Raw genomic sequence first — 21,447 nt, 5'->3', positions numbered from 1 at the left:
CAGAAGGAAGTACAACATGACGGTAACTGCCCCGATTCCCGGCACCGAAACCCCCGAGCAAACCCGCAAGCGCCTGCGCAAGGTGGCCGCCGCGACCATCTTCGGTTCGATGCTGGAGTGGTACGACTTTTACCTGTACGCCACCATGGCGGCCATCGTGTTCTCGAAGATCTTCTTTGATAACAGCGACCCCAAGACCGCCACACTGATGGCCTTTTCCACCTTTGCCATCGGTTTTATCGCACGCCCGTTCGGCGGGATTCTGTTCGGCTACCTCGGTGACAAGTTCGGCCGCAAGCAAGTGCTGGTGCTGACCTTCTGCCTGATGGGGGTGTGCACCACCCTGATCGGGCTGATCCCCAGTTACGCCTCCATCGGCATCTGGGCGCCGATCCTGCTGGTGTTTATCCGCATCATCCAGGGCCTGGGCGCCGGTGCCGAGCTGTCGGGCGCGGCGGTGACGTCCTACGAGCACGCCTCCCAAGGCAAACGCGGCAGCCAGGGCGCCTGGCCGGCACTGGGCCTTAACCTGGGCCTGTTGCTGTCGTCGCTGACCGTGTACCTGCTGACCATCAATGGCAACGAGTTCCTGCTGGCCGGTGGCTGGCGCATCCCGTTCGTGTGCAGCATCGTGCTGGTAGGCGTCGGCCTGTGGGTGCGCAACAGCATTCCGGAAACCCCACAGTTCAACCAACTGAGCAAAGAAGCGACCAAGGCCAAGGCCTCGCCACTCAAGGCGCTGTTCAAGAATGACCTCAAGGGCCTGGCCGTGGTGTTTTTCGTGGCGATTGGCTACAACGCCCTGAGCTACATCTTCAAGACCTTCTCCCTGGCCTACCTGACCCAGTTCAAAGGGGTGGATGTGCACGTCACCTCGCTGTCGGTAACCATCGCCAGCCTGATCGCGATTGTCGCCGTACCCTGCTTTGGCTGGCTGTGCGACAAGTGGAGCAGCAAGACCGTGCTGATGCTCGGCGGGCTGTGCTCGCTGCTGTTCGCCTACCCGTTCCTGGCCCTGCTCAACACCGGCGAAAGCCTGATGATCTACATCGCCATCGGCGTTGGCACCGGCATCCTTGCACCCATGATGTTTGCCCCGCAGGGTTCGTTCCTGAGCCGCCAGTTCCCGACCCAGACCCGCTCCTCGGGTTTTGGCACCGGGCGCGAAATCGGTACCGCCATCGCCGGCGGGCTGGCACCACTGGGTGCGTTGTCGATGGTGGCGGCATCGGCCACCCACTCCACCGATGGCGTGGTGATCATCCTGGCGATTTCCGCGCTGCTGGTGGTGGTATTCGCCCTGTGTGACCAGGGTCGCAAGCACTCCACATTCAAGAACTGAAGGAAAAAGTTCAGACCAACGGGTGCATGGACGCACCCACATCGCGCATCATGGGCACTTTACAAGCTCAAGGGTAATGTCCATGCGCGTTCTGTCATTGATGATGGGTCTCACGACGCTGGCCGCCAGTTCGGTGTTCTGCGCCAGCGCGATGGCGAATGAAGAAAGTCAGTTGATACAACAGATCAACGTCTACCGCAGCCAGCTCCAGCGCTGCGGCGACCAGGGTTCCCAGGAACTGCCACCGCTGACCAGCGATACGCGGCTGGTGTTGCCGGCCAACAACGTCGGCGACCTGCAACAGGCCCTGGCGCGGGCGGCGTATCCGATGGTCAACGTACAGGCCATCAGCCTGTCCGGTCCCAAGGATGCAACGTCGGCGATGAAGGCCGTGCGCGAAAGCTTCTGCCGCGTGGTGCTGGACCCGCAATTTGTCGACATCGGCGTAAGCAACAGCGGCCAGGACTGGCGCATCGTGCTCGCCCGCCCGCTGCTGTCCAGCGGCCTTGGCGACTGGCAGACCGAAGGCAAGCAACTGCTCAACCTGATCAACACCGCCCGATCCCAGGCACGCCAATGCGGCACCCAGGCGTTTAGCGCCACCACGCCGCTGAGCTGGAACGACGACCTGGCCGGCGCTGCCAACAGCCACACGCGCAACATGGCCAACGGCAACTTCTTCGACCACCTCGACCATGACGGCCGCACGCCGGGCGATCGTGCCGAGTTGGCGGGGTACATTGCAAAGAACATCGGTGAAAACATCGCCGCCGGTCTCGACACCCCGCGCAAAGTGGTAGACGGCTGGCTCGCCAGCCCCGGGCATTGCGCCAACCTGATGAACCCGCAATTTCGCGAACTGGGTGCGGCGTACGCCATGGACCCGAAGAGTGATGCAGGCATCTATTGGACGGGGTTATTCGGCAGCCAATAGGGGCAATCATTTGGACTGAGCATCAAATTGCTATCACGTGGATAATAGCGCTGAACTGCCAACGGCGATTCCGGTCTGTAGCTTGTTGGCCTGACCCTCCGGGCCACTAAAAGGTTGCGGCAAACAAGGTGTTCTCCCAATGATGAATTGGCTGCAAAGCAGCAGCGACATGGCCGAGCAGGTGCGCGTGTATGACTGGGCCAGTACGCCGCTGGGCCCGCTTGAGCTATGGCCGGACGTACTCAAGACCACCGTCGCACTGTGCTTTGCCTCAAGCTTCCCCCAAGCCATCGTGTGGGGGCCGTCGCTGACCATGCTCTATAACGATGCGTTTATCCCGATCCTGGGTGACAAGCCCTACGCCCTGGGTCGCCCATTCAGTGAAGTGTGGAGCGAAGTCTGGCGTGATATCAGCCCCATCGCCCAGGCGGCCTTTGAAGGGCATGCGACCTACATTGAAAACTACCCGCTGGTGATCGAACGCGGCGCCGGGCCCGAGCAGGCGTATTTCACCTTTTGCTACAGCCCGATCCGTGACCCTCGCGGCGCCGTGGTCGGCATGCTCGACACCGTCACCGAAACCACCGCGACCGTGTTTCTCACCCGTCGCCTGGCCATGCTCGATGCCATCGGCAACGCCGTGGCCAATGCCACCGATGCCGAAGCCATCATGACCAGCACCACGCGCTTGCTGGCGCAGCACCTGCAAGTCACCAATTGCGCGTATGCCGACATGGACGCTGACGAGGATGGCTTTACCATTCGCGGCAATTGGGCGGCTCCCGGCTCGCCAAGCATCGTCGGGCGCTACAGCCTGGCGTCGTTCGGCGAGCGGGCGGTACGCCGCCTGCGGGCCGGCGAACCGTTGGTGATCCGCGACAACCGGGTCGAATTCCCGCCAGAGGAGTCGGCCAGCTACCAAGCCCTGGGGGCTACCGCGACGGTGTGTTTCCCACTGATCAAGGAGGGCCGGCTGACAGCGCTGATGGCCGCGCACCACAAATCCCCGCGCACCTGGTCGCCCTACGATCTGGCGCTGGTGGGCGAAGTCACCGAACGCTCGTGGGCGCATATCGAGCGCGTACGCGCCGATGTGGCCGTACGCGAGGGGCTGGCGGCATTTTCAGAACTCAATGCCACGCTCGAGCAACGGGTCGCCGAGCGCACCCTCGCCCTGACCCAGGCCGAAGCCGCACTGCACCAATCGCAAAAACTCGAAGCCATCGGCCAATTGACCGGCGGCGTGGCTCACGACTTCAACAACTTGCTGACCATCATTCGCTCCTCGGTGGACTTCCTGCGCCAGCCGGGGCTGTCCGAAGAGCGCCGCCAGCGCTACATGGCGGCAGTGTCGGACACCGTCGAGCGCGCCAGCAAGCTCACCAGCCAACTGCTCGCCTTCGCCAGGCGCCAACCGCTGAACCCGCAGGTGTTCGACGCGTGCCAGCGGGTGGCAAACATCGGTGAGATGCTCGAAAGCCTCACGGGTGCGCGCATCCACGTGCAGGTGGAACTGCCCGCACAGGCGTGCCATGTGCGCGTCGACTCCAGCCAGTTCGAAACCGCGCTGATCAACATGGCCCTCAACGCCCGCGACGCCATGGACGGCCAAGGCACCTTGACCCTGCGCGTGTCGACTGTCAGCGCGCTACCGCGCATTCGTGGCGATGCCGGGTTGCATCAGCCGTTCGTGACGGTTTCACTGAGCGACACCGGCGCCGGCATTGGCTCGGACGTCTTCGAACGTATCTTCGAGCCGTTCTTCACCACCAAGGCCGTCGGCAAAGGCACCGGGTTGGGCCTGTCGCAAGTGTTCGGCTTCGCCAAACAATCGGGCGGCAACGTCGATGTGACCAGCACCCAGGGTCAGGGCACGCGCTTTACCCTGTACTTGCCCGCCGTGGCCGCAGAGGCGGACTCGCCTGCCCCGTCAACCCACGAACAGGCCCCGGTCACCGACACGAGGCAGCGCCATATCCTGATCGTGGAGGACAACCTGGAAGTCGGCCGTTTCGCCAACCAGATCCTGCAAGACCTGGGCTACCAGACCACCTGGGCCACCCATGCCGAACAGGCACTCACCTTGGCAGGCCCGGATGCGATGGCGTTCGACGGGGTGTTCTCGGATGTGGTGATGCCCGGCATGACTGGCGTGGTGATGGCCAAAGTTCTGCGCCAACGGCGGCCGGACCTGCCGGTGGTGCTCACCTCCGGCTACAGTGAAGAGCTGGCCGACAGCGGCTACGAAGGCTTTGAGTTCCTCGCCAAGCCCTATTCCGCCGACCAGGTGGCACGGGTCCTGGCCAAGGCCATGCAGCGCGACTGACGCCCTACTCCGCCACTGCGACGCGGTTGCGACCCTCGGCCTTGGCGCGGTACAGCGCCTTGTCGGCCGTATTCATCAGGCTGTGCAAGTCCTGGTCAAGGTTGCGGCTCGAGGCCACGCCCAGGCTGGCGGTCAAGCCGTGCACCGGCTCGGCGGCCAGCCCGGAGATGGACTTGACCAACTGTTCGGCGATGTCACGCGCGGTGTCCAATGAAGTGTTGGGCAGCAATACGCCAAACTCTTCGCCGCCCAACCGACCGTACACATCCGACTGGCGAAATGACGCGCTGATCACCCCGCCGATCTGGCGCAACACTTCGTCCCCGGCCTGATGGCCGTAGGTGTCGTTGATGTCCTTGAAGTGGTCCATGTCCATCATCAGCGCACACAAGGGCTGCCGGTTGCGCCGGCATTGCGCGTACAGCAACTGGGCGTGCTCAAAGAAGGCGCGGCGGTTCATCAGGCCCGTGAGCTCATCGGTCTGTGCGGCGCGGGCGGAAATATTGTGGGCACGTTCCATCTGCCGGGTCAGGCGAAAGGCTTTTTCCAGGGCGTCCGAGAGTTTGCGCGTGGCGCTGACCACAAAGGTCGAAAACACCAACACCGCCGCCGCCACCCCGACTTGCATCGGTGACGGCTGGAACAGCAGCCACAAGGTACACGGCAACAACACCAGGGACATGGACATCAAGGTCATGTAGCGATATGCCGAGTAACACGACACCGCACTGACCGACATACCCACGGTAAACAGCATCACCAGCACCTGGGACACGCGGTCATCGGTGGGCATCACTGCAAACGCGCCCAACCCCCAGATTCCGGCGGACAGCATCAGTGTCAGCCAGTAGCGCCGTTCCCAGCGTTCCGGCGTGCGTTCGGCACGGGGACAGCGAAACCAGCCCATGAACAAGTGGATACGCAGCAGCGAGGACGCGCTCAGCGCGACCAGCCAGATCAGGATGACCTGATGATCGAACCGGTCCCAGCACAGCCAGCACAGCATGATCGCGGCGAAGAAACTGCCGAAAATCGCGGCAAATGACTGGCGAAACAGCTGGTGCAAACGATCGGTTCGCACCTGCTCTTCGATAAAGCAATCCTGGTCCTGCTCACGCCCAAGGCCATTCATGAAATCCGCCTGCTTTGACTGCCACGACAAAGGCGCCATTGTGGCATCCTGCCAGCAGCGCGGACAACAGAATCCATTACGCCAGAGCCTTTAAGGCGTGTCCGGCCGCAGAATCAGCACCCCCAGAGGTGGCAGATTCAGCGTCAACGACACCGGTTGCCCATGGCGCGGTTCATCCTGGGTAAACACTTCGCCGCCGTTGCCATAGTTGGAGCCGGCATAAGTGTCGGCATCCGTATTGATCACCTCGCTCCAGCGCCCGGCAAATGGCACGCCCACGGCGTACGCCTCGCGGGGCACTGGGGTGAAATTGGCCACCACCAGCACCGGCCTGCCGTCCTTGCTCCAGCGCAACCAGGCGTAGACGCTGTTGATCGCATCGTCGCCGATCAACCACTGGAAGCCCTGGGGCGCGTCGTCCTGCTCGTGCAGTGCCGGTTCCTCGCGGTACAGCCGGTTGAGGTCGCCGACCAGTTTTTGTACGCCCTTGTGTTCGGCGTACTGCAACAGGTACCAGTCCAGTTGCTGGTCGTGGTTCCACTCGCGCCACTGGCCGAATTCGCAGCCCATGAACAGCAGTTTCTTACCCGGATGCATCCACATGAACGCCAGGTAGGCGCGCAGGTTGGCAAACTTCTGCCAGCGGTCGCCGGGCATCTTGTCGATCAGCGAATGTTTGCCGTGCACCACCTCATCGTGGGAAATCGGCAGGATGAAGCGCTCGGACCAGGCATACACCAGGCCAAAACTCAGCTCGTTGTGATGATGGGCGCGGTACACCGGGTCTTGCTGGATGTAATGCAGCGAATCGTGCATCCAGCCCATGTTCCACTTGTAGTTGAAGCCCAGGCCGCCCTGTTGGGTCGGTTGGCTGACGCCGGGCCACGCGGTGGACTCCTCGGCGATCACCAGCGCGCCGGGGGCTTCCAGGGCGACAACGTCGTTCAGGTGGCGCAGGAAGTCGATGGCTTCGAGGTTCTCCCGACCACCGTGGCGGTTGGGCACCCATTCCCCGGCCTTGCGCGAATAATCGCGGTACAGCATCGACGCCACCGCATCGACGCGCAGGCCGTCCACATGGAAGTGTTTCAGCCAGTGCAGCGCCGAGGCCAGCATAAAGCCATGCACTTCGGTGCGACCAAGGTTATAGATCAGCGTGTCCCAATCCTGGTGAAAGCCTTCCAGCGGGTTGGCGTATTCGTACAGCGCAGTGCCGTCGAATTGCGCCAGGCCGTGGGTATCCGTAGGAAAATGCGCCGGGACCCAATCCAGAATCACGCCAATATCTGCCTGATGCAGCGCGTTGACGAAGTAGGCGAAATCTTCGGGTGAACCAAAACGTGCGCTCGGTGCAAATTGTGACAACGCCTGGTAACCCCACGAGCCGCCGAACGGGTGTTCCATGATCGGCATCAGTTCGACGTGGGTGAAGCCCAGTTGCTGCACATAGGGCACCAGGCGCTCGGCCAGTTCCCGCCAGCCATATTGGCGCGCGACTTCGCCGGCTTCGTCCAGTTCGCACTGCCAGGAGCCCACGTGCAGCTCGTAGATCGAGAGCGGCGCGGTGGTTTTGTGTTTGTCGGCCCGCGCCTGCATCCATCCATGGTCCTGCCAGTCGACCTGCAACGGCGGGGCGACTTTGGAGGCGGTGTCGGGCGGCAGCTGGGTCGCCAGCGCCATGGGGTCGGCCTTGAGCGGCAAGATCCCATGAGCACCAAGAATCTCGTATTTATAGGCCGCGCCCGGTTGCAGGCGTGGGATAAAGATCTCCCACACGCCAGACGGGTGCCGCAAACGCATCGGATGGCGCCGACCGTCCCAAATATTGAAATCTCCCACCACTGACACGCGCCGCGCATTCGGTGCCCACACGGCAAAGCGCACACCCTGCACGCCATCCACCGTGGTCACCTGGGCGCCGAGGCAACTGCCGAGGTCACGGTGGTTGCCTTCGGCAAACAGGTACAGGTCCATTTCACCCAGCAACAATTGGGCGAAGCTGTAGGGGTCCTCGGTAATCTGCTCGCCACCGGCCCACTGGATTTTCAGCAGGTACGCCTGGCGATGCTTGAAGTGCCCGACAAACAGGCCCGGCACCTGGGTTGCGTCCAGGCTGCCGATCAGTTCGCCGCTGTCGCGCTCCAGCACTTGAACGCTCAAGGCTTCTGGCAGAAAGGCGCGGATAAACTGGCCACCGTGTTCATCATCGTGCGGGCCCAGAACCGAGAACGGGTCCGGATGTTCGGCGCGTACCAGCGCATCGACGTCGTGGGACGCCGGCAGTGCTGTCAACTTAGGCTGCAGCGGTTCTTTATTCGTAAAGCTCATGACCTCTCCCCACCGCGTGCGGTTTTCGATACAAGCCCGCTGAGCAGACCGTGCAACCCTTGCAGGGGCACCGGCAGCCAGCTTGGGCGATTTTCCGCTTCGTAAGCCACTTCATACGCGGCCTTCTCCAGGCTGAACAACGTCAGCGCGGCGTCCTGGCCTTTGGCATCCTGCCAGTCATGCGCCAGTGTAGACGTAGCTGACTGATAAGCCTGGATAAATGCCTGACGTGCGTCAGTCAGGTAACGCTCGGTCACGCGTCGGCGCGCCAACTGCGCGGTAGGCGATTGATCCAGGCCTTGGTCATTGCGCGCCATCGCAGCCGCGTAATCAAAGGAGCGCAGCACGCCGCTCACATCCTTATAGGGGCTGTGCTTGCCACGTCGTTCATGCAATGGTCGCGCCGGCTCGCCTTCAAAGTCGATCAGGTACGCATCGCCCTTCACCACCAGCACCTGGCCCAGGTGCAAATCGCCGTGGACGCGTATCCGCAGGCCGCCCAGCGTGGCTTTCGCCAATGCCTGAACGTGGCTGGTGATGGCTTTTTTCTGCGCCAGCAAATCACTGACCAACGCCTGATCCGCGGGGTTCAATTGATTTTGATGAAGGTCAAGCAGGTGCAAGGCGCGCTCGATCTGCGCAGCCACATCCTTGGCCCAGGCCTGGGCCTGCCTGGCCGTGGTGAGCTCGGGGCGGAAGTCCTTGTCGCTGGTTTTGGCCCCCAACACCCCATGCATCTCGCCCAGGCGGCGGCCGAGCAACCCGGCAAACTCCTTGAGTTCGTCAAGGGCGTTGTAATGCTGTTCCTGCTCGGAGATGGCTTGGGCCAGCTCATCGCGAATCGCCCGTTCCAGGTTGTTCTGGGTCCAGGCCCACGCATCGCCCTGATTGCTCAGGTAACCCTGGGCGATCATCAACAGGTTGTCCTGCCCTGCCCCGTCACGGCGAATCACCGAGCCCAGCAGCGGCGAGATATTCGGGTAACCGGCAGCGGTCAGGTAGGCGCTCATTTCCAGTTCAGGGTGCACCCCAGAGGCAACTTTGCGAATCAGCTTGAGCACCAGGCTTTCACCCACCACCACCGAGCTGTTGGATTGCTCGGCCGACAGGTAGCGCACTGGCGCGTCGTCGCCCAATGGCAGCTTGGCCAGGTGTGGTGTGGCTTCAAAGCGCAGTTCGCCCTCGCTCGAGTTCAATAGCGTACCGGCTTGCAGCCCATGGATAACGGCACGGATGAACGGCTCAAGGCTGAACGCGTCGGTCACCAACCCCACCTGACGCGCCCGTCGCACACGGGCCAGGGCCAATTGCTGAGGCAAGGCGCTGGTGAACTGGTCCTCACCCAGAAAACCGAACGGCAACTGATAACGGCTGACCTGCCCGCCGCTGCTCACGTCAATTTCGCTGAGCAACACCGGGTGCTGCGGGTCGCCAAAGCGCACACCGTAGGCGATATGCACGCTGTCGATGCTCGCATCCTTGCCCGCGAACCAGCGGCGTTTGGGCAGCCAGGCGGGTAGCGAAGTCTGCTCCAGGGTGGCGCGGCACGCGGGTTCAAGCAGTTCTTCCAGGCGCTGTTTAAGCACCAGGGTGGTGAAGTCCGGCATGCTTTGCGCCGGTTCCACGTGCCAGCTGGGCATCTGGTTTTCCGCGGCCAGCACGAACCAGTAGAAACCATAGGGCGCCAGGGTCAACAGGAAATTCAGTTGGCCAATGGGCGGGAAGGCATTACCGCCAAGCATCTCTACCGGGACCATGCCGGCGTAGGCCGACAGATCCAACTCGGCGGCCTGGGCGCTGCGCGACACGTTGGCCACGCACAGGATGATTTCGCTGCGACCATCCTCGCCGGTGAACTCGCGGGTATAGGCGAGGATGCGGCGGTTGCTCGGCGAGAGCATCTTCAAGCTGCCCCGGCCAAACGCCTTGGACTGTTTGCGCACCGCGAGCATGCGCCGGGTCCAATTCAACAGTGAATGGGGATCTTGGGCCTGGGTTTCGACATTGACCGACTGATAACCGTATTGCGCATCCATGATCGGCGGCAGTACCAGGCTGGCCGGGTCGGCGCGGGAGAAGCCGCCATTGCGGTCGATGGACCACTGCATCGGCGTACGCACGCCGTCGCGGTCACCGAGGTAGATGTTGTCACCCATGCCGATTTCATCGCCGTAATACAGGGTTGGCGTGCCAGGCATCGACAGCAGCAGGCTGTTGAGCAGCTCGATGCGGCGGCGGTCGCGCTCCATCAGCGGCGCAAGGCGCCGACGAATGCCCAGGTTGATGCGCGCGCGGCGGTCGGCGGCGTAGTAGTTCCACAGGTAGTCGCGTTCCTTGTCGGTGACCATCTCCAGAGTCAGCTCATCGTGGTTGCGCAGGAAGATCGCCCACTGGCAATTGGCGGGAATCTCCGGGGTCTGGCGCAGAATATCGGTGATGGGGAAGCGATCTTCCTGGGCCAGCGCCATATACATGCGCGGCATCAGCGGAAAGTGGAAGGCCATGTGGCATTCGTCGCCGTCGTCGCCTTTTTTGTCACCGAAGTAGAGTTGTGTGTCCTCCGGCCATTGGTTGGCTTCGGCCAGCAGCATGCGGTCCGGATAATGGGCGTCGATCTCGGCGCGGATCTGTTTGAGCACCTCGTGGGTTTGCGGCAGGTTTTCGTTATTCGTGCCGTCGCGCTCGATCAAGTAGGGGATGGCGTCCAGGCGCAGGCCGTCGATGCCCAGGTCGAGCCAGAAGCGCATCACTGCGAGCACGGCCTGCATGACTTGCGGGTTGTCGAAGTTGAGGTCGGGCTGATGGGAGTAGAAGCGGTGCCAGAAGTACTGGCCGGCGACCGGGTCCCAGGTCCAGTTGGAGGTCTCGGTGTCGAGAAAGATGATGCGGGTGCCGGCGTATTTCTGGTCGTCATCGGACCACACATAGAAATCCCGCGCGGCCGAACCCGACTTGGCCTTGCGCGCCCGCTGGAACCATGGGTGCTGGTCGGAGGTGTGGTTGATCACCAACTCGGTAATCACCCGCAGCCCGCGCTTATGGGCCTCGGCGATAAAGCGCTTGGCGTCGGCCAGGGTGCCGTAGTCCCTGTGCACGCCACAGTATTCGGCGATGTCGTAGCCGTCATCACGGCGGGGCGAAGGGTAGAACGGCAACAGCCAGAGGGTGTTGACGCCAAGGTCGGCGATGTAATCGAGTTTGGCGATCAGGCCGGCAAAATCGCCGATACCATCGTTGTTGGCGTCGAAAAACGATTTGACGTGAACTTGATAGATCACCGCATCCTTATACCAGAGCGGGTCTTGGGTAAAGGTGTTCGGGGCGGGCTTCTTCGCCATTGGAAACTCCTGAGAATACGTTCAAAACCACCTGGAGACACTTGCTCAATGTGGGAGCCGGCTCGCCTGCGCCCACATTTTTGGATCTCCAACAGGTTCAAGGAAGGGTGATACGCCAGATACCGAACGGCATCTGCGGCTCCAGCCGCATCCACTGGGTCTTGCCGTACCATGTCCAGCGATGGCCATTCATCAGGTCTTCCCCCCCGGTCTGAGCATCGTCCGGCAGGCCCAATTCCCACAGAGGCAACTCAAAATTCGCCTCCTGGGCGTTGTAGGGATCAAGGTTCACCGCCACGAGGATAAAGTTGCTGCCATCCTCACTGCGCTTGCCGAAATACAGGATGTTGTCGTTCCACGCGTTGTAGAGCTTCAGCCCCAGGTGCGTGTGCAACGCCGGGTTTTGCCGGCGGATGCGGTTGAGCTGGGCGATCTCGGCGATGATGTTGCCGGGCGCGCTGAAGTCTCGTACGCGGATCTGGTACTTCTCCGAATCCAGGTATTCCTCTTTGCCCGGCACCGGCGCGGCTTCGCACAGTTCATAGCCCGAATACATGCCCCACAGGCCCGAGCCCATGGTCGCCAGTGCAGCGCGGATCAAAAAGCCCGGGCGCCCGGATTCGTGCAGGAACGCCGGGTTGATGTCCGGCGTATTCACAAAGAAATTCGGCCGGAAACACTCGCGCCACGGCGACTGGTTCAGTTCGGTGAAGTACTCGCTCAGTTCGGCCTTGGTGTTGCGCCAGGTGAAATAGGTGTAGCTCTGGGAGTAACCGACCTTGCCCAGGCGCGCCATCATCGCCGGGGTGGTGAAGGCTTCAGCGAGAAAGATCACCTCGGGGTGCTTGGCGCGCACATCGCTGATCAGCCATTGCCAGAACGGCAGCGGCTTGGTGTGGGGGTTGTCGACGCGAAAGGTCTTCACGCCCTCTTCCACCCACCCGACCACGATGTCGCGCAGCTCGGTCCACAGACTGGGGATCGCATCCGCCGCATAAAAGTCGACGTTGACGATGTCCTGGTATTTCTTCGGCGGGTTTTCCGCGTATTTGATCGTGCCGTCCGGGCGCCAGTTGAACCAACCCGGATGCTGCTTGAGCCACGGGTGGTCCTGGGAACACTGGATAGCGAAGTCCAGGGCGATTTCCAGGCCATGCTCGGCGGCGGCCTTGACCAGCCGGCGGAAATCTTCGCGGCTGCCCAGCTGCGGGTGAATCGCCTCGTGGCCACCTTCCTCGCTGCCGATGGCGTAGGGGCTGCCGGGATCATCGGGGCCAGCCGTCAGGGCGTTGTTGCGGCCCTTGCGATGGCTGCGGCCGATGGGGTGGATCGGCGGGAAGTACAGCACGTCGAAACCCATATCGTGGATCGTCGACAAGCGCGAGTGCACGTCATTGAATGTGCCGTGACGCGCCGGATCGTCGGTGATCGAGCGCGGGAACAGCTCGTACCAACTGGCAAATTGCGCGGCGCTGCGTTCCACATCGATCGGGTACACGGTGCTGATGCTCAAGTAGGCGCGGTGGTCGGCCAGGGTCATCAGGTGTGCACTGTCTTCGTGCAGGAACAGCGCGACCTGCTCGGTTTCCAGCAGGCCGGAGAGTTCGTGGTGCAACAACATCAGGCGGTCGCGCAGCTCGTTGTCGCTGCGCTCGGCAGCTTGCAGCACCAGGCTGCGGCCTTCCTGCAACTCCAGGCTGACCGGCACGCCGGCCTCATGTTTCTTGCGCAGTTCGTAGCAGAAGCTGGCGAAGGTATCGATCCAGGCTTCGATGCAGTATTCGTGGGGGCCCTGGTCAACCACGGTAAACGCGCCCGCCCAGCCGTTGTTACCCACATCCGTCATCACCACGCTGTGCCAGCTTTCTTCATGCAGCGCGCGCCAGCGAATCAGTACGGCGAGTTTGTCGTGGCCGTCGGCGAACACCTTGCTGCTGACATTGACGCGCTGGCCAACCACGGCCTTGACGGCAAATTCGCCGCCGTCGATCACGGGTGTGGTGCTTTCGATTGCGATCCTGGGCAACAGCAGCGCCTGGGACAGTGGTAACAAAGCCTCTGTTTCAGCAGTCATCGAGCATCTTCCCCTTACGCCCTGTGGACGCTCTTTGCTTGATCCGGATTCCGATACGGCGGCGCTTCCCTGAGCCAGACCGACTTAGGTCCGAGCCCGGGCCCGCGGGAAAAGTTCAGATGGATGTGCCGCCATTGGGCGGGGAATCAAATCCCCCTGGCGGCTGTCCACCGATAGAGCAAAGCACAAAGGAGGCCACACCGATGAATATCCCGATCCCGGCAGAAACCCCAGACCCGAATATCGATAACCCGACCCTGCCGCCCAGTGAACCGGAGCCGATTCCTGAGCAGGAACCACCGCAACACCAGCCGCCACCGGTCGAAGAGCCGCCGACGAGCATGCCGCCAGTGATCGTCAGTCCTTGTCGAAACGCTTGACGATTTTCGGCATCACGCTGAACACCGCCAGCGCCAGCAACGTACTCAACACCGCTGTGGATTCCCGGCCCAATCCGGCCGAGACCCCAATCGCAGCGGTCATCCACAGGCCCGCCGCGGTGGTCAGCCCCTTCACGTGACCCTCTTCATCATCCTTGCCCTTGATGATCGTACCGGCGCCAAGAAAGCCGATGCCGGCTATCACGCCCTGCACCACCCGGCTCATTGCGTCCGCCTGGTTGCCGGACATCTGCGGCACCATCACAAACAGCGCCGCGCCCAACGCCACCAACATATGGGTGCGCACGCCGGCGGCCTTGCCCTTGCTCTCGCGCTCGAAGCCAAGAATGCCGCCGAGCACGGCGGCGATCAGCAAGCGCACGGTGATCTGGGTCAGCTGTTTCGCATCACCGATATCGGCGAACTCGGTTTGTAAGGTTTGCCACACTTGATGCCACCAGGCGTCCATGAACAGCTTCCTTTGTCGGGATGGGTAAAGGATGGACAGCAGCGACCGCCAGTCAGTTGCCGGGAACGCTTGGCGATGCACCGGCCCCTAACCTTCACCAGCCTTTGAGAAGGAGATCACCATGCCCGTGCGTATTGAAAACCAGACGTGCTATTTCAAGCTCAACACTGATGGCCAGGAACAAAGCCTGCCTGCCAGCGCGGTGACGGTCAGTACCGACATCCCCAAGGCCATGTCCTACGTGGAATTGGCCACCGGCCGGGTGTACATCACCGAACAGGAAGCCGACGCCCTGACTGTTGCCGGCGCAACCGATGGGCGTCAGCACAAGAAGGTCACCGAGCCTGGTTCGGCGATTTGATTGATCTGTATCAGCACAGCAAAAAAACCAGCTGCACCCCAGGCGGGACGGGGTGCAGCAGATTGACGCAGGGTTGCCTGCTGAGCGCATCTGATCCGCTTTTTATCGCCATACCTGAGTCTGTTATGCAAACAGTCCCACGCGCATAGTTCATCGGCCTGATGGAGGCTGATGAGCGAACGACCATGAGCGAGAGAATCCCCGTCCGAACCGTGGAAACCTTTGAGCCACTTCACCCAAAGAAGGTGAAGGCCAAATCCAGCGACAACCTGATCCACACCCGTAGTTTCACCGGCCTGTTCCGCACCTTGCGCTTGAGCGGTGCAGGCTTTCTGTTCCTGGCCTTTTTCGGCACCGTGTGGCTGAACTGGGGTGGGCGCCAGGCCGTGCTATGGGACTTGGCTGAAAGTAAATTCCATATCTTTGGCGCCACGTTCTGGCCGCAGGATTTCATCCTGTTGTCGGCGTTGCTGATCATCTGTGCCTTTGGCCTGTTTGCGATCACGGTGTTCGCCGGCCGCGTGTGGTGCGGCTACACCTGCCCGCAAAGCTCGTTCACCTGGCTGTTCATGTGGTGTGAAAAAGTCACCGAGGGCGAACGCAACCAGCGCATCAAGCTGCAAGCCGCGCCGTGGAGCCTGAACAAACTGGCGCGGCGCTCGGCCAAACACACCTTGTGGCTGGGCATCAGCGTGCTGACCGGGCTGACGTTTGTCGGTTACTTCACGCCGATCCGGCCACTGGCGGCCGAGTTGCTGACCTGGCAGATGGGCGGTGTGAGCCTGTTCTGGGTCCTGTTTTTTACCGGCGCCACCTACATCAACGCCGGCTGGCTGCGCGAAGCGGTGTGCATGCACATGTGCCCCTATGCGCGGTTCCAGAGCGTGATGTTCGACAAGGACACCCTGACCATTTCCTACGACGCCGCCCGCGGCGAGCAGCGTGGCCCACGCAAACGCGAGGTGAACCCCGTCGACGTCGGCCTCGGGGATTGCATCGACTGCCAGCTGTGCGTACAGGTCTGCCCCACCGGCATCGACATCCGCGACGGCTTGCAAATGGAATGCATCGGCTGCGCGGCGTGCATCGACGCCTGCGATTCGATCATGGAAAAAATGGGCTATGCCCCAGGATTGGTCAGCTATACCAGCGAGCATCAGTTGCAAGGTGGCAAGACCCACCTGCTGCGCCCGCGCCTGATCGGCTACAGTGCAGTGCTGCTGGTGATGATCGCGGCGTTGGTGGTGGCGTTGGTCGAACGGCCGATGGTGTCGCTGGATGTGACCAAGGACCGTGGCATGTTCCGCGAGAACGCCCAGGGCTTGATCGAAAACATCTACAGCCTCAAGGTCATCAACAAGACCCAGCAGCGCCAGGATTACCGTCTGGAACTGGTGGACGCCGAGGGCTTCCAGTTGCAGGGCAAGACCGAGATCAGCCTGGCGCCAGGGGAAATCGTCGATGTGCCGGTGTCGGTGGCGTTACTGGCAGATAAACCGGCAAGCAGCTCGCAGACCTTGCGTTTCAAGGTCACGGATGTGGATGAACCGTGGGTCTACAGTGCTGCCGACAGCCGCTTCGTAGCACCGCTGAACCGCTGAGACCTGTCCGACTAGATGCAGATCCAAATGTGGGAGCGGGCTTGCTCGCGAAGGCGGTGTATCAGTCACCTTATTGATGAACTGACCCAGCGCCTTCGCGAGCAAGCCCGCTCCCACAGTGTGTTCCGTTTACATTCTGAAGAATTTGTTTAAGGCCAAAATGAAACGCTACGAAAAATTCGCCGACGACATCGCAGAACTGATCCGCTCCGGCGTCCTCGGCCCCGGCCAGCGCGTGCCCTCGGTGCGCTATGCCAGCCAGACCTACGGCGTCAGCCCGTCCACGGTGTTCCAGGCCTATTACCTACTGGAGCGTCGCGGCCTGATCCGCGCACGCCCGCGCTCCGGCTACTTCGTCAACACCCACGCACCCAGCCCGTTTTCCGAGCCGGTGGTGAGCGAGCAAGTGCACGAATCCACCGAGGTCGACGTGAGCGAGCTGGTGTTCTCGGTCCTCGACTCGATCAAGGACCCGAACACCGTGCCCTTCGGCTCGGCGTTCCCCAGCCCGATGCTGTTCCCGCTACCGCGCCTGGCGCGCTCCCTGGCCAGTGCCAGCCGTGAGATGGACCCGCGCCTGGTGGTCACCGACATGTCGCCGGGCAACCCGCAACTGCGCCGCCAGATTGCCCTGCGCTACATGGTCGGCGGCCTGATGCTGCCCATGGAAGAGTTGCTGATCACCAACGGCGCGCTGGAAGCCCTGAACCTGTGCCTGCAAGCCGTGACCGAACCCGGCGACCTGGTAGCCATCGAAGCCCCGGCCTTCTACGCGTGCCTGCAAGTGCTGGAGCGTCTAAAGCTCAAGGCCGTGGAAATCCCGGTGCACCCGCGGGACGGCATCGACCTCAACGCCCTGGCGCAAACCCTGGCGCGCTACCCGATCAAGGCCTGCTGGACCATGACCAGCTTCCAGAACCCCATGGGCGCCACCGTGCCCGAAGCCAAGAAACAAGCACTGGTGGAACTGTTGCGCAGTCACCAGGTGCCGTTGATTGAAGACGATGTCTACGCCGAGCTGTATTACGGCCAGCACGCCCCGAAACCGGCCAAGGCCTTCGACACCGAAGGGTTGGTGATGCATTGCGGCTCGTTCGCCAAGAGCCTGGCCCCGGGTTATCGCGTTGGCTGGGTCGCAGCCGGGCGTTTCGCGCAAAAGGTCGAACGCTTGAAGCTGATGACCTCGCTGTGCCCGTCGATGCCGGCCCAGGCGGCGATTGCCGATTACCTGCAACACGGCGGGTACGACCGGCACCTGCGCAAATTGCGCTATGCCCTGGAAGAACAGCAAAGCGCCATGCTCGCCGCCATCGCCCGTTATTTCCCGGCACAGACGCGGGTCAGCCAGCCGGCCGGCGGGTATTTCCTATGGTTGGAATTGCCGGAACAGACCGACTCGTTGAAGTTGTTCCAAATGGCCCTGGCCCAAGGCATCAGCATCGCACCGGGGCCGATTTTCTCGGCGACCCAGCGCTTCAGGAACTGCATTCGCTTGAACTATGGCAGCCCGTGGACGGAGGCGTCGGAGCAGGCCATGGAGACCTTGGGAAGGATCGTGCGGTCGTTTTGAATCGGAACCGAATCTGCCAGAAAGCCACAGAGGCCAAGACTTTTTCTCACTGCAATGATCGATGACTTGAAACGACAGGTGGGCGATTGGAGCGGCGCCAACCCGAACCCGCAGACCCGGGCGGACGCGGCCTACGACCTGGACAAAGTCTTGCGCTTTATCGACAACCTCGACGACCGCCAACTGAACGCCAGTCACAGCCGCAACGGCAAAATCGACGGCTTCGCCGACGACGGCTACGACACGCTGGAAAACTCCGAAGCCAGCGTACTCAAGGAATTTTCCGACAAGGGTTATCCAGTGCTGCGCGAGTTTCTCACTTGAGCGTTGTCTAGCGACCGCCACCCAGATCCAGGAACGTCCCGGTCGTGTAGGAAGCCTTATCCGACAACAACCAGATAATCGCTTCCGCCACCTCGTCCGGGCGCCCGCCTCGGGCCATGGGGATACCCGACTCCAACTTGCTGACCCGATCCGGGTCGCCGCTGAGCGCATGAAAATCGGTAAAGATATAACCGGGGCGCACGGCGTTGACCCGGATACCCTCCCCCGCAACTTCCTTCGACAGCCCGATGGTGAAGGTATCCAGCGCGCCCTTGGACGCGGCGTAGTCCACGTATTCTCCCGGCGCGCCCAACCGCGCCGCCACCGACGACACGTTGACGATACTGCCCCCCTGCCCGCCATGCTTGGGCGACATGCGCAGCAGCGCATGCTTGGCACACAGGATCGGCCCCAGCACGTTGGTTTTCATGACCTTGAGGATACGGAACTCGGACATCTCATCGACCCGCGACTTGTGCCCCACGGTGCCGGCGTTGTTGACCAACGCTGTAACGCGCCCCAGTTCGGCATCGACGCGATTGAACAGCATGATCACTTCATCTTCGATGCTGACATCTGCCCGCACCGCGATGGCCTGTGCACCCAACGCGCGGACCTGCTCAAGCACGCGGTGGGCAGCGTCCTCGTCGGACTGGAAATTGATGCAGATGCGATAGCCCTGGCGCGCCGCCAGCAAGGCCGTCTGCGCGCCAATCCCCCGACTGCCCCCGGTGATAATGACGACTTTGTCCATGGGAGTGATCTCCTGTTTCAACCGAATGTTTAAGGTTGGGCCCAAGAATACCCGTCACACACGGTTTTTGTCAGGCGCAACGGCCGCTTCCGCGCGTTGGATATCGGCCATGAACCGCTCCGCCGGCAACGGATGGCCCAACAGGTAGCCCTGCAACGAGTTACAGCCCAGCCGCGTGAGGAAGGTTTGCTGCATGTCGGTCTCCACCCCTTCGGCGACGATGCGCAAGCCCAGGGCCTGGCCGAGGGCAACGATGGCCGAGACAATGGCGGCGTCGTCGCCGTCGTGCTCAAGGTCGCGCACAAAACCACGGTCGATCTTCAGCTCGTTGGCCGGCAGGCGCTTGAGGTACATCAGGCTGGAATAGCCGGTGCCGAAATCGTCGATGGACAGGTCCACGCCCATGTCCGAGAGCTGCTGCAACACGGTCATGCTCGCGTCCGCATCACTCATGGCGGTGGTTTCGGTGATCTCCAGGGTCAGGCTGTTGGCCGGCAACTGGTGACGTTCAAGCGCCGTGGCCACGCTGTTGACCAGCCCGGCGTGGCAGAACTGCAGCGCCGACAGGTTCACGGCGATACGCCAGTCTTCATAACCCAGCACGTACCACAGGCGCATCTGGCGACAGGCTTCATTGAGCACCCATTCGCCGATAGGAATGATCAGCCCGGTTTTTTCCGCCAGCTCGATAAACGTCGCCGGTAGCAACAGGCCTTGTTGCGGGTGTTCCCAGCGCAACAACGCTTCGGCGCCGACCGGGATGCCAGTCACCGCGTCGAACTTGGGCTGGTAATACAGACGGAACTGTTGCTGCTCGACGGCGTTGCGCAGGTCCTGCAACAACTGCAATTGCTTGCGCGCGTTGGTGTTCATCGACACGTCGAAGAAGCTGTAGCCGTTCTTGCCCATGCCTTTGGCGTGGTACATCGCGGCGTCGGCGTTCATCAGCAGTTCCTGGGGGTTGCTGCCGTTGCCGGGGTAGATTGCAATGCCCACGCTGGCGGAAATCTTCAGCTCATGCTCGGCAACCTTGAAGGCGCGGTTGACCAGGCCCACCTGGCGCTCGGCCAGGCGCAGCGCATCGTCGGGCTGGCTCAGGCGCACCAGCAATACAAATTCATCACCGCCGATGCGCGCCAGGGTGTCCTGGCTGCGCAGGTCTTCGCGCAGGCGCAGGCCGACTTCGTACAGCAGTTGGTCGCCCATATGATGGCCGAACGCATCGTTGACCGGCTTGAACCCATCCAGGTCGATAAACATCAGGGCAAAGCAGCCGCCCTTTTCGTTGACCGCCTGCATCGCTTGTTGGATACGGTCGGCGAGCAACGTGCGATTGGGCAGCCCGGTCAGGGGGTCGTGCAGGGCCAGGTGGGTCAGTTCCTGATTGGCCAGGCTCAGGGAGTCGGCCAGTACCGAGGTACGCGCTTCCAGGCGGGCATCCAGCACCGAGGTGAGCAAGGCAATCACCAGGACCGCAAGGCTGGTGACCACGACCAGGTTGTCCAGGCCCTTGCCACTGAGGCCCGACACCGCAGCGCCGCAGTAACTCTCGTCGGCAAATTGCGCCGCCGCCATGCCGGTGTAATGCATACCGACGATGGCCAGCCCCATGATCACGGCAGCGCCACCGCGCATCAGACGCACGTAAGGCGTATTGCGTCGCAGGTGGAAGGCGATCCACAACGCTGCGCCGGAGGCCACCACCGCGATCAGCAACGAGGCGCTGAAGAGTGTGGGGTCGTAGTCGATGCCGGGGGTCATGCGCATCGCAGCCATGCCGGTGTAGTGCATGCTGCTGATGCCCGCGCCCATGACCAGCGCACCCAATGTCAGTTGCCAGGCGGGCAAGCGTGACTGGTTGACCAGCCACAACGCAAAGCCGCAGGACAACACCGCGATCAGCAGCGACAGCGCAGTGATACCCACGTCGAAACCCAGGGCGAACGGCAGGCGCAGCGCCAACATGCCAATAAAATGCATGGACCACACGCCCACGCCCATTGCCACGGCCCCACCGCTCATCCAATAAAAGACCGCACGGCCCTTGGCGGTCGCAATGCGCCCGGCCAGGTCCAGCGCGGTATAGGAAGCGAGGATCGCAACGAGCAGAGAAATCACGACCAGCGAGGGGGAATAGCTACCGATAAGCATGGGACTTCTCAAGACTGACGGGCCTTAAAAACCCCGTGCCAGGTGGCAAAGGCGGCGATTGTAGCGAGATTGATTATTGGACAGTTGAAATATTAGCGCATGGCCATCATGGACTTTTTGACGCCAAACTACTGGCTCAAATACCCCAGAATCCGGAGGCTGATTGACACCAGATGTGGGAGATTCCATGGCTGAGGGGCAACCCCTCAACCACAGCGCCGCCTCGCTCAGAAGACTAGCAGTGTCTGGGCGATCCAGCAGAGCACTGACGCCCCATCAACCCCCATCAACTGTGGGAGCGGGCTTGCCCGCGAAGGCGCTGGATCAGCCAATGAATCCGTTGACTGACACACCGCATTCGCG

General features: G+C 61.9%; 15 protein-coding genes. 8 read left to right on the top strand and 7 right to left on the bottom strand.

All coding sequences use genetic code 11. The features are described from left to right. Window positions 1-16: 16 nt before the first annotated feature. The 3 genes from AC3ISR_RS12490 (at window position 17) to AC3ISR_RS12480 (ending at window position 4,602) form a co-directional block, all read left to right on the top strand. Window positions 17-1,342: an MFS transporter gene (locus AC3ISR_RS12490; RefSeq protein ID WP_192299597.1), complete on the top strand. Its 1,326-nt coding sequence runs from the start codon at window positions 17-19 to the stop codon at window positions 1,340-1,342. Window positions 1,343-1,424: 82 nt separating this feature from the next. Continuing rightward, window positions 1,425-2,276, top strand: coding sequence for a CAP domain-containing protein (locus AC3ISR_RS12485; RefSeq protein WP_192299598.1), 852 nt, complete (start codon window positions 1,425-1,427; stop codon window positions 2,274-2,276). 139 nt (window positions 2,277-2,415) lie between these two features. Continuing rightward, on the top strand, window positions 2,416-4,602 hold the full coding sequence (locus tag AC3ISR_RS12480) for an ATP-binding protein (protein WP_192299599.1): 2,187 nt from the start codon (window positions 2,416-2,418) through the stop codon (window positions 4,600-4,602). Between the two features lie 4 nt (window positions 4,603-4,606). On the opposite strand, the gene AC3ISR_RS12475 is transcribed toward AC3ISR_RS12480, so the two are convergent. The 4 genes from AC3ISR_RS12475 to AC3ISR_RS12460 all read right to left on the bottom strand — a co-directional run bounded on the left by AC3ISR_RS12475 (window position 4,607) and on the right by AC3ISR_RS12460 (window position 13,474). Next, window positions 4,607-5,773: a GGDEF domain-containing protein gene (locus tag AC3ISR_RS12475; protein WP_463983933.1), complete on the bottom strand. Its 1,167-nt coding sequence runs from the start codon at window positions 5,771-5,773 to the stop codon at window positions 4,607-4,609. A gap of 51 nt (window positions 5,774-5,824) precedes the next feature. Then, window positions 5,825-8,062 (bottom strand): 1,4-alpha-glucan branching protein GlgB, encoded by a 2,238-nt coding sequence (gene glgB, locus AC3ISR_RS12470; RefSeq protein WP_463983934.1) that lies wholly within the window; start codon window positions 8,060-8,062, stop codon window positions 5,825-5,827. Continuing rightward, window positions 8,059-11,400 carry a maltose alpha-D-glucosyltransferase gene (gene treS, locus AC3ISR_RS12465; RefSeq protein ID WP_463983935.1) on the bottom strand — a complete coding sequence of 1,114 codons (3,342 nt, stop codon included), beginning with the start codon at window positions 11,398-11,400 and terminating at the stop codon, window positions 8,059-8,061. The genes glgB and treS overlap by 4 nt, the downstream gene beginning before the upstream one ends. Before the next feature lie 97 nt (window positions 11,401-11,497). Further along, a complete protein-coding gene (locus AC3ISR_RS12460; RefSeq protein WP_192299603.1) occupies window positions 11,498-13,474 on the bottom strand; it encodes an alpha-1,4-glucan--maltose-1-phosphate maltosyltransferase in 1,977 nt (658 codons plus the stop codon). Window positions 13,475-13,677: 203 nt separating this feature from the next. Between AC3ISR_RS12460 and AC3ISR_RS12455 the strand changes: the two genes are divergently transcribed. After that, window positions 13,678-13,854: a hypothetical protein gene (locus AC3ISR_RS12455; RefSeq protein WP_192299604.1), complete on the top strand. Its 177-nt coding sequence runs from the start codon at window positions 13,678-13,680 to the stop codon at window positions 13,852-13,854. Here AC3ISR_RS12455 and AC3ISR_RS12450 read toward each other — a convergent pair. Next, window positions 13,832-14,323 carry an MgtC/SapB family protein gene (locus AC3ISR_RS12450; RefSeq protein WP_192299605.1) on the bottom strand — a complete coding sequence of 164 codons (492 nt, stop codon included), beginning with the start codon at window positions 14,321-14,323 and terminating at the stop codon, window positions 13,832-13,834. The genes AC3ISR_RS12455 and AC3ISR_RS12450 overlap by 23 nt on opposite strands. Window positions 14,324-14,444: 121 nt before the next feature. On the opposite strand from AC3ISR_RS12450, the gene AC3ISR_RS12445 reads away from it, so the two are divergent. The 4 genes from AC3ISR_RS12445 (at window position 14,445) to AC3ISR_RS12430 (ending at window position 18,179) form a co-directional block, all read left to right on the top strand. Beyond that, window positions 14,445-14,684: a DUF3203 family protein gene (locus AC3ISR_RS12445; RefSeq protein WP_192299606.1), complete on the top strand. Its 240-nt coding sequence runs from the start codon at window positions 14,445-14,447 to the stop codon at window positions 14,682-14,684. 185 nt (window positions 14,685-14,869) lie between these two features. After that, window positions 14,870-16,285 carry a cytochrome c oxidase accessory protein CcoG gene (gene ccoG, locus AC3ISR_RS12440; protein ID WP_463983936.1) on the top strand — a complete coding sequence of 472 codons (1,416 nt, stop codon included), beginning with the start codon at window positions 14,870-14,872 and terminating at the stop codon, window positions 16,283-16,285. A 160-nt stretch (window positions 16,286-16,445) separates the two neighbouring features. Then, complete coding sequence (mapR, locus tag AC3ISR_RS12435; RefSeq protein WP_192299608.1) at window positions 16,446-17,855, top strand: GntR family transcriptional regulator MpaR; 1,410 nt, start codon at window positions 16,446-16,448, stop codon at window positions 17,853-17,855. Between the two features lie 66 nt (window positions 17,856-17,921). Further along, window positions 17,922-18,179 carry a hypothetical protein gene (locus tag AC3ISR_RS12430; protein WP_463983937.1) on the top strand — a complete coding sequence of 86 codons (258 nt, stop codon included), beginning with the start codon at window positions 17,922-17,924 and terminating at the stop codon, window positions 18,177-18,179. A gap of 7 nt (window positions 18,180-18,186) precedes the next feature. Here the strand turns inward: AC3ISR_RS12430 and AC3ISR_RS12425 are convergent, their stop codons facing one another. Beyond that, on the bottom strand, window positions 18,187-18,933 hold the full coding sequence (locus AC3ISR_RS12425; RefSeq protein WP_192299610.1) for an SDR family oxidoreductase: 747 nt from the start codon (window positions 18,931-18,933) through the stop codon (window positions 18,187-18,189). A 54-nt stretch (window positions 18,934-18,987) separates the two neighbouring features. Next, window positions 18,988-21,084 carry a putative bifunctional diguanylate cyclase/phosphodiesterase gene (locus AC3ISR_RS12420; RefSeq protein WP_192299611.1) on the bottom strand — a complete coding sequence of 699 codons (2,097 nt, stop codon included), beginning with the start codon at window positions 21,082-21,084 and terminating at the stop codon, window positions 18,988-18,990. Window positions 21,085-21,447 lie beyond the last annotated feature (363 nt).

Source organism: Pseudomonas sp. GL_117 (assembly GCF_057835125.1).
This window is presented reverse-complemented; position numbering and strand designations above follow the sequence as displayed.

Bases quoted from the DNA above. Each gene is read 5' to 3' on its own strand.
- AC3ISR_RS12490 (WP_192299597.1), top strand. From the start codon at position 17: ATGACGGTAACTGCCCCGATTCCCGGCACCGAAACCCCCGAGCAAACC.
- AC3ISR_RS12485 (WP_192299598.1), top strand. From the start codon at position 1,425: ATGCGCGTTCTGTCATTGATGATGGGTCTCACGACGCTGGCCGCCAGT.
- AC3ISR_RS12480 (WP_192299599.1), top strand. From the start codon at position 2,416: ATGATGAATTGGCTGCAAAGCAGCAGCGACATGGCCGAGCAGGTGCGC.
- AC3ISR_RS12475 (WP_463983933.1), bottom strand. From the start codon at position 5,773: ATGGCGCCTTTGTCGTGGCAGTCAAAGCAGGCGGATTTCATGAATGGC.
- glgB (WP_463983934.1), bottom strand. From the start codon at position 8,062: ATGAGCTTTACGAATAAAGAACCGCTGCAGCCTAAGTTGACAGCACTG.
- treS (WP_463983935.1), bottom strand. From the start codon at position 11,400: ATGGCGAAGAAGCCCGCCCCGAACACCTTTACCCAAGACCCGCTCTGG.
- AC3ISR_RS12460 (WP_192299603.1), bottom strand. From the start codon at position 13,474: ATGACTGCTGAAACAGAGGCTTTGTTACCACTGTCCCAGGCGCTGCTG.
- AC3ISR_RS12455 (WP_192299604.1), top strand. From the start codon at position 13,678: ATGAATATCCCGATCCCGGCAGAAACCCCAGACCCGAATATCGATAAC.
- AC3ISR_RS12450 (WP_192299605.1), bottom strand. From the start codon at position 14,323: ATGGACGCCTGGTGGCATCAAGTGTGGCAAACCTTACAAACCGAGTTC.
- AC3ISR_RS12445 (WP_192299606.1), top strand. From the start codon at position 14,445: ATGCCCGTGCGTATTGAAAACCAGACGTGCTATTTCAAGCTCAACACT.
- ccoG (WP_463983936.1), top strand. From the start codon at position 14,870: ATGAGCGAGAGAATCCCCGTCCGAACCGTGGAAACCTTTGAGCCACTT.
- mapR (WP_192299608.1), top strand. From the start codon at position 16,446: ATGAAACGCTACGAAAAATTCGCCGACGACATCGCAGAACTGATCCGC.
- AC3ISR_RS12425 (WP_192299610.1), bottom strand. From the start codon at position 18,933: ATGGACAAAGTCGTCATTATCACCGGGGGCAGTCGGGGGATTGGCGCG.
- AC3ISR_RS12420 (WP_192299611.1), bottom strand. From the start codon at position 21,084: ATGCTTATCGGTAGCTATTCCCCCTCGCTGGTCGTGATTTCTCTGCTC.